The sequence below is a fragment of the Pseudomonas edaphica genome (assembly GCF_005863185.1).
Lineage (GTDB): Bacteria > Pseudomonadota > Gammaproteobacteria > Pseudomonadales > Pseudomonadaceae > Aquipseudomonas > Aquipseudomonas edaphica.
Genome location: NZ_VBVZ01000294.1, coordinates 1 through 7523, shown reverse-complemented (window position 1 = coordinate 7523; position 7523 = coordinate 1). Strand labels below are relative to the sequence as shown.

The following is a 7523-nucleotide window of genomic DNA, read 5'->3' as shown; positions in this document are numbered from 1 at the left end:
GGGCTTGCCCGCGATGGCGCCCGCCAGCTCAACTCAATAATCGAAGAACACCGTCTCCTTGTCTGTGCCCTGCAAAATCACATTCCACTGATGCACACCTTGCGCATCCGGCTTGGCAATCAACGTAGCGCGACGCTCCGCAGGCACACAGGCCAGCAACGGGTCATCGCCATTCAACGCTTCGCCATCGAAATAGATCCGCGTCAGCAGGTGCTTGACCAAGCCACGGGCAAATACCAACACCACCAGATGCGGCGCCTGGGTCGTGCCTTGCAGGCCCGGCACACTGCCCGGCTTGATGGTGGTAAACCGAAAGCGGCCTTCGGCATCCACCGGCACCCGGCCAAACCCTTCAAAGTTGGGATCGACGGCCTTGGCCTGCTCGTCTTCGGGGTGGTCGTACTTGCCGGCGGCATTGGCTTGCCAGACTTCCAGCATGGCGTCGTTGACGACATCACCGTTGCCGTCCACCACCTGCCCGCTGATTGCCACGCGCTCGCCCAAGGTGGCCGGCACGGTCAGGTCTTCGCGGTTCAGCCAGGTCAGGCCGATGTGGTAATACGGCCCGACGGTGTGGGACGTGGTCGCATTGAGGGTCATCTCATTTCTCCATCGGCGTGGCGTCGCGGCCGCGCAAAACGATGTCCCAGCGATAGCCGAGGGCATAGGACGGAATGGTTTTTTCCAGATCAAAACGCGCGATCAGACGCTGCTTGGCGCTGGTGTCCGGCACACAGTTGTAGATCGGGTCGTATTCCAGCAGCGGGTCACCGGGGAAATACATCTGCGTGACCAGTCGCGTCAGCACGCTGGGACCAAACAGCGAGAAGTGGATATGCGCCGGGCGCCACGCGTTGTGGTGGTTGCCCCACGGGTAGGCGCCGGGCTTGATGGTCTGGAACTGATACCAGCCGTCGGCGTCGGTGACGGTGCGGCCGGTGCCGGTAAAGTTCGGGTCCAGCGGCGCGTCGTGCAGGTCGCGCTTGTGGTTGTAGCGACCGGCGGCGTTGGCCTGCCAGATCTCCACCAGAATGCCCGGTACCGGCAGGCCGTTTTCATCCAGCACACGGCCGTGGATGATGATGCGCTCGCCCTGGGGCTCGCCTTCGTGCTGGGCGGTGAGGTCGTTGTCCTTCTCGTTGATCCGCTCGGCGCCGATGGTCGGGCCAGTGATTTCCGACAAGGAGTGCGGCAGAAACACCAATGGCTGGGACGGCGAACGCAGGTTCGTCGACTGGTAGGCCGGGTGCAGGTAATCAGGTTGGGTGCCCGCTTGCGGGCGCCGGTAACCGGGCTTGTCACTCATGGAGCAATCCTCTCTTATCAGATGCGTTCAATCGCCAGGGCCAGGCCTTGGCCGACGCCCACACACATGGTCGCCAGGCCTTTGCGGCCGCCGGTTTTCTCCAACTGATGCAGTGCCGTCAGCACCAACCGCGCGCCGCTCATGCCCAACGGGTGGCCAAGGGCGATGGCGCCGCCGTTCGGGTTGACCTGCGCGGCATCGTCGGCGATCCCCAGTTCACGCAGCACCGCCAGGCCTTGGCTGGCGAAGGCTTCGTTGAGTTCGATCACGTCAAAGTCGGTGACCGCCAAACCAAGGCGCTCCACCAGTTTGCGCACCGCCGGCACCGGGCCGATGCCCATCACCCGCGGCGCAACGCCGGCGCTGGCCATGCCCAATACGCGAGCGCGGGCGGTGAGGCCGTGCTTTTTGACCGCTTCGGCAGACGCCAGAATCAGCGCCGCCGCACCGTCATTCACGCCCGACGCATTGCCGGCGGTGACGGTTTTATCCGGGCCATTGACCGGCTTGAGTTTGGCCAGGGCCTCCAGGGTGGTGTCGCGTGGATGCTCGTCGTGCTCCACCACGGTTTCGCCTTTTTTATGGGCGACGCGCACCGGCACGATTTCTTCAGCAAAGAACCCGGCGGCTTGCGCGGCGGCGGTGCGTTGCTGGCTGCGCAGGGCGAAGGCGTCCTGATCGGCGCGGGACACGTTGTAGTCGTCGGCGACGTTATCGGCCGTTTGCGGCATCGCATCCACGCCGTATTGGGCCTTCATCAACGGGTTGATAAAACGCCAGCCGATGGTGGTGTCTTCCAGTTTCATGTTGCGCGAAAACGCCGCGTCAGCCTTGCCCATCACGAACGGCGCACGGGACATCGACTCGACGCCACCGGCAATCGCCAGCTCCATTTCGCCGCTGGCGATGGCGCGGAAGGCCGTGCCGATCGCGTCCATGCCCGAGGCGCACAGGCGGTTGAGGGTCACGCCCGGAATGCTTTGCGGCAAGCCCGCCAACAGCAACGCCATACGCGCGACGTTGCGGTTGTCTTCACCGGCCTGGTTGGCGCAGCCGAGGAACACTTCGTCGACCGCGCTCCAGTCCACCGACGGGTTGCGCTCGATCAGTGCCTTGATTGGCAACGCTGCCAAGTCATCGGCGCGCACCGTGGACAAGCCACCGCCGAAACGGCCGATGGGCGTGCGGATGGCATCACAGATAAAGACGTCGCGCATCAGGCTTCTCCCGGTGCTTGGCCGTGGGCAGCAGCAGTGCGCGCTTCGAGATCACGCAGCGCGGTCAACTCCACGTCGGTCGGCTCGGCGGTGGTGCTTACGTGGTCGGCAAAACGAATCGCCCAACCGGTGGCTGCCACCACTTGCTCGCGGGTTACGCCAGGGTGCAAGGCGGTGACCACAAACTCATGACTGCCCTCCTCCGGCTCCATGATGCACAGGTCGGTAATAATCCCTACAGGGCCGGCGCCAGGCAGGCCCAGGCGCTTGCGTGAGTCACCGCCTTCGCCATGGCCGACCGAGGTGATGAAGTCCAGCTTGTCGACAAACGAACGCGCCGACTGCTTGAGGATGATCAACACACTCTTGGCGGAACCGGCAATCTCCGGCGCGCCACCGGCACCCGGCAGGCGCACTTTGGGTTGGTGATAATCGCCCACCACGGTGGTGTTGATGTTGCCGAAGCGGTCGACCTGGGCGGCGCCGAGAAAGCCGACGTCGATGCGCCCGCCTTGCAGCCAGTAGCGAAAAATCTCACCGGTCGGCACGACCGTGTCGGCGGTTTCTGCCAGTTCGCCGTCACCGATCGACAGCGGCAATACGCTTGGCTTGGCGCCAATCGGGCCGGATTCGTAGATCAGCACCACGTCCGGCGACGAGGTCAGGCGTGCCAGGTTGGCGGCCTTGGAAGGCAAGCCGATGCCGACAAAGCACACCGAGCCGTTCTTGAGGCGGCGCGCGGCGGCGACGGTCATCATTTCATTGGTCGAGTAAGCCATTACTTGGCCTCCTGCGCGTGGGCCAGCTTGGCCTGGAATTCACTGAAGTCAGCGGTGCCGTGGATGTATTCGTCGATCCACGCGGTAAAGGTCCCACGGTCGCGGGCGATGGGGTCCCACGCCTGATAGAAGCGGTTGTCGCGCTCGTTGTAGCCGTGGGCGTAGGACGGGTGCGCACCACCGGGTACATGGCACACCGCAGTCAAGGCCCAGGTCGGCAGTACGCAGCTGTTCATCGGTGCATTCAGGTCATCGACGATTTCTTCGACGGTGACGATGCAACGCTTGGCCGCCAGGGCCGCTTCCTTCTGCACACCGAGAATGCCCCAGAGCAGCACATTGCCCTTGCGGTCGGCCTTTTGTGCGTGGATCACGGTGATGTCCGGACGCACCGACGGCACGGCCGCCAGCACTTCGCCAGTGAATGGGCAGGTCACGGTTTTGATCAGCGGGTTGACCTTGGGCAGGTCGGAGCCGGCATAGGCGCGCAGCACCGCAAACGGCAGGCCCGAGGCTCCGGCAACGTAGGCATTGGCCAGGTCGGCGTGGCTGTGTTCTTCGATCTCCAGCGGCTGCGGCCATTGCTTTTCAACGGCGTCGCGCAGGCGATGCAGGGAACCCACGCCCGGGTTGCCGCCCCAGGAGAAAATCAACTTGCGCGCGCAGCCGGCACCGATCAACTGGTCGTAGATCAGGTCAGGCGTCATGCGCACCAGCGTCAGGTCTTTCTTGCCCTGACGAATGATTTCATGACCCGCTGCCGTAGGGATCAGATGGGTGAAGCCTTCGAGGGCGACGGTATCGCCGTCGTTCACGAAGCGCTTGACCGCATCACGCAGGGTGAGAATTTCAGCCATGGGGTTGGGCTCCCGGTGTTGATCGAAAAAGGCGCTGAGGTGGCGCCGAAGTGCTTGAAGATTAAGCCGGGCAAATGGACCAAACAATCCGATAATCGACTCAGCGTTCGATTATCGAACGGATTGTTGTCTAGCTAATCGTTTACGAAAACTCGCTCAGTCTGAGGGCCTGGCTTATGTGGGAGCCAGCTCCCACCCAAGCCAGCTCCCACACAATTTAGCGCCCACTTGAATCGCGCGGGGATCAGGTAGCATCCGCATGGCTGACCATGCCCTTGATCACCACGGCAGCCGTGGCCAACGCCGCCGGAATCACCAGCGCCGTCAGCACTTGTTCGAAGTTCCAGCCCAGGCCCAGCAAGGTGGCGCCCATCCACGCGCCGAGGATCGCGCCGAAGCGACCGATGCCGAGCATCCACGACACACCGGTCGCGCGGCCCTGTGTCGGGTAGAAGCGTGCAGCCAGGGACGGCATGGCCGATTGCGCGCCGTTGACGCACATTCCGGCGATCAACACCAAGGTCGCCAGTACGGTGATATTGCCCAGGCTCTGCCCCACGGCGTAGGCAAACACCCCGGCCAACAGGTAGAAAGTGCCGATGACCTTGTGGGGATTGAAGCGGTCCATTGCCCAGCCCACGCCGACCGCACTCAGCACGCCGCCGAACTGGAACAACGCGCCGATAAAGGCTGCCTGTTCCATACTGGCGCCGCTGTCGCGCATCAGGGTCGGCAGCCAACTGGTCAGCAGGTAAACAATCACCAGGCCCATAAAGTAGGTGAGCCACAGCAGCAGGGTGCCGGCGCTGTAGGTGCCGGAGAAGATCACCGCGAACACGTTGCGCGCCTTGACGGTTTTTTGCTCGGGCACGCTGAAGCTGCTCGCCTGGGCAACGATCGTAGGTTCGATGGGAGACAAGGTTTTACGCACCTTGTCGGTGCCGCGGTTGCGCACCACCAGGTAACGCGCCGATTCCGGCAGCCATACCAATAGCACCACCGCCAAAATCAACGGCAGAATGCCGCCGATCAGCAGCAGGCTATGCCAGCCAAACGCCGGGATCAGCTTGGCCGAGATAAACCCGCCGCCGGCCATGCCCAGGTTGAAACCGCAGAACATGCTGGTCACCAGCAACGATTTGTGGCGCTCGGGGGTGTATTCGGACAGCAGCGTCGTGGCGTTCGGCATCCCTGCGCCCAGGCCCAGCCCGGTCAGGAAGCGCAACACCAGCAGTTGGTCGACGTTGCTGCTGTAGGCCGAGGCCAGGCTGAATGCGCCAAACACCAACACCGCACTCACCAGCACCACTTTGCGCCCGAAACGGTCCGCCAGCGGGCCGGAACCGAGCGCACCAAACACCATGCCGATCAACGCGGCACTCATTACCGGGCCGAGGCTGGCGCGGTCGATGCCCCAGTCCTGGGACAGCGCAGGCGCAATAAAGCCCATGGCAGCGGTGTCGAGGCCATCGAGGAAGACAATCAGGAAACACAGGATTACCACACGCCACTGGTAACGCGAGAGTGGCTGGGCGTTGATAAAGGACTGCACGTCCAGGGTGGTACCGACAGAAGGCTGATTCATTATTTTTATTCCACACCGATGGCGGGCCAACGACCTGGGGTCGTCATTATTATTGGGCGGCTCTTCAGAGCGCTGCCGCACAGTAATAAGTCGGGGGAAACAGCGTCAATTGATCAAGCCGGGATCTGTGCGGTCACCGAACACTTAGGCAAACAGTTGCGCACTCAACTCGCGGCTGGCGCTGAGCATGCTTGGCAAAAACCGCTGCTCCAGCTCGCTGCGGCTGACACGCCCGGCGTGGGTGCTGACATTGAGCGCGGCCAACACCTGGCCGGAAGCGTCGTACACCGGCACGGCGATGGAGCGTAAGCCCTGCTCCAGCTCCTGATCGACGATGCACCAGCCTTGTTGACGCACTTGTTGCAGGCATTCGAACAAGGCTTCGGGCGTGGTCAGGGTGCGGCTGGTCTTGGTTTGCAGGTCGGCGTGGTCGAGATAGTCCTTGAGCGAGGCATCGTCCAGCGCCGCCAGGAGGATGCGCCCCATCGATGTGCAATACGCCGGCAAACGCCCGCCCACCGACAGGTCCACCGAGATCAGGCGCTGGGTGGTGGCCGAGCGGGCGATATAAAGGATGTCGTCGCCTTCCAGGGTCGCCATGTTGCAAGCCTCGTGCAATTGCTCGCTCATACGGTCCAGGTAAGGCTGGGCCGATACGGCCAATGGCGTGGAGGACAAATACGCATGCCCCAGGGTCAAGACTTTGGGCAGCAGCGAATAGGTGCGCCCATCGGTGGTGGCATAACCGAGCTTGATCAAGGTGTGCAGGCAACGGCGCACGGCGGCACGCGGGATTTCGGTGCGATGACTGATCTGGGCGATGGTCAGGTGGCGTTTGCGCTCCTGAAACGCTTGCACCACTGCCAGGCCGCGCGCCAGGGAGGTCATGAAGTCCGGATCACCGGTAAACGCCTGGATACGCTTGGCCGGTGAAGCCACGATCGGCGGCGCCACTGATGCGAAGGAGTTGCGCAATTGATCGTTCATTTCCAGGGTCCTTTCTCTTGTTTTCAACCGCAGGGAGGGTTGGCCGCCATTACAAGCCGTGCCGGCCGGGATGCACAAGGTTGCGCCCGCAACATCGGGCGATTATCGGACAGCCATGCGATTATCGCAATTTTGCCGATGGAACCCGACAGCCGGGTAGACCACTACAGTCATGCGCAAAACGCGCAAATGACTCACACCGTCATGTAACAAAAGTCTCACACGAAGTTGACGCTTTTTAACTTAATGCTGATAGTTTTATCCAAATGCGCCGCTATAATGCAGCTTGTGCAGAGGTCAGCCCGATTTCATTATCATCGGGAGTGGAGCTCACGAGGCGATGCGCGTTACAGGCATCATCGGTCACACATACCTGTTTATAAGATCTGCCCTTTGGCCCTTTTTCAAACTTGAATGGTTCTACTGTTCAATTTTGAACAACCCGAGGACGACTTTCAGGCATGACGCTGCACCGTCAATACACTCAACTTAATTAGGTAACACTGTGACGAAAGACGAACTGCGCGCGGAACTTGAGCGCCAGGAACAACGTTACAAGGACGTTTACGGCGGGGAAGTCACCACCTACGCCGCGCAACCTGAACCCGAGCGCAAACCCTGGCGCAAACGGGCCAGTTTGCTGGATCAGGCATTTGCCCAGGAAATTCAAAAGATTGAACAGGAACTCAAGACCGAAGAGCCATAAGCCCTTCGCTCAGAGTTTCCAGGGTCTTGCTGTCTCTGCCGGCCCAGCGCCGGCGGAAGGCACCGTGCATTGGCTTGGCTCACCAT

9 protein-coding genes are annotated in these 7523 nt (G+C 61.9%); 2 read left to right on the top strand and 7 right to left on the bottom strand.

Annotated elements, in window-relative coordinates; translation table 11 throughout:
- Positions 1-33: 33 nt before the first annotated feature.
- The 7 genes from pcaG to pcaR all read right to left on the bottom strand — a co-directional run bounded on the left by pcaG (position 34) and on the right by pcaR (position 6731).
- Complete coding sequence (gene pcaG / locus FEM54_RS19045) at positions 34-600, bottom strand: protocatechuate 3,4-dioxygenase subunit alpha (protein ID WP_017137234.1); 567 nt, start codon at positions 598-600, stop codon at positions 34-36.
- A 1-nt stretch (position 601) separates the two neighbouring features.
- On the bottom strand, positions 602-1306 hold the full coding sequence (pcaH, locus tag FEM54_RS19040; protein ID WP_017137233.1) for a protocatechuate 3,4-dioxygenase subunit beta: 705 nt from the start codon (positions 1304-1306) through the stop codon (positions 602-604).
- 17 nt (positions 1307-1323) lie between these two features.
- Positions 1324-2526: a 3-oxoadipyl-CoA thiolase gene (gene pcaF / locus FEM54_RS19035; protein WP_169985849.1), complete on the bottom strand. Its 1203-nt coding sequence runs from the start codon at positions 2524-2526 to the stop codon at positions 1324-1326.
- A complete protein-coding gene (locus FEM54_RS19030) occupies positions 2523-3302 on the bottom strand; it encodes a CoA-transferase subunit beta (RefSeq protein ID WP_058421725.1) in 780 nt (259 codons plus the stop codon). Before FEM54_RS19030 ends, pcaF begins: the two co-directional genes overlap by 4 nt.
- Positions 3302-4159, bottom strand: coding sequence for a CoA transferase subunit A (locus FEM54_RS19025; RefSeq protein WP_017137230.1), 858 nt, complete (start codon positions 4157-4159; stop codon positions 3302-3304). The genes FEM54_RS19030 and FEM54_RS19025 overlap by 1 nt, the downstream gene beginning before the upstream one ends.
- A 244-nt stretch (positions 4160-4403) precedes the next feature.
- The gene (gene pcaK / locus FEM54_RS19020) at positions 4404-5744 is read right to left on the bottom strand and encodes a 4-hydroxybenzoate transporter PcaK (protein WP_017137229.1); all 1341 of its coding nucleotides are present in this window, start codon (positions 5742-5744) and stop codon (positions 4404-4406) included.
- A gap of 144 nt (positions 5745-5888) precedes the next feature.
- On the bottom strand, positions 5889-6731 hold the full coding sequence (pcaR, locus tag FEM54_RS19015) for a pca regulon transcriptional regulator PcaR (protein WP_017137228.1): 843 nt from the start codon (positions 6729-6731) through the stop codon (positions 5889-5891).
- On the opposite strand from pcaR, the gene FEM54_RS19010 reads away from it, so the two are divergent.
- Entirely contained in the window at positions 6720-6941 is a 222-nt protein-coding gene (locus tag FEM54_RS19010) for a hypothetical protein (protein WP_138452464.1), read from the top strand. The two genes, pcaR and FEM54_RS19010, sit on opposite strands and share 12 nt — an antisense overlap.
- A gap of 295 nt (positions 6942-7236) precedes the next feature.
- The gene (locus FEM54_RS19005; RefSeq protein WP_003189295.1) at positions 7237-7437 is read left to right on the top strand and encodes a hypothetical protein; all 201 of its coding nucleotides are present in this window, start codon (positions 7237-7239) and stop codon (positions 7435-7437) included.
- The last annotated feature ends 86 nt before the right edge of the window (positions 7438-7523 follow it).

Excerpts from the sequence above, each read along its gene's own strand:
- pcaG (WP_017137234.1), bottom strand. The coding sequence starts at position 600 with ATGACCCTCAATGCGACCACGTCCCACACCGTCGGGCCGTATTACCAC.
- pcaH (WP_017137233.1), bottom strand. The coding sequence starts at position 1,306 with ATGAGTGACAAGCCCGGTTACCGGCGCCCGCAAGCGGGCACCCAACCT.
- FEM54_RS19025 (WP_017137230.1), bottom strand. The coding sequence starts at position 4,159 with ATGGCTGAAATTCTCACCCTGCGTGATGCGGTCAAGCGCTTCGTGAAC.
- FEM54_RS19030 (WP_058421725.1), bottom strand. The coding sequence starts at position 3,302 with ATGGCTTACTCGACCAATGAAATGATGACCGTCGCCGCCGCGCGCCGC.
- pcaR (WP_017137228.1), bottom strand. The coding sequence starts at position 6,731 with ATGAACGATCAATTGCGCAACTCCTTCGCATCAGTGGCGCCGCCGATC.
- pcaK (WP_017137229.1), bottom strand. The coding sequence starts at position 5,744 with ATGAATCAGCCTTCTGTCGGTACCACCCTGGACGTGCAGTCCTTTATC.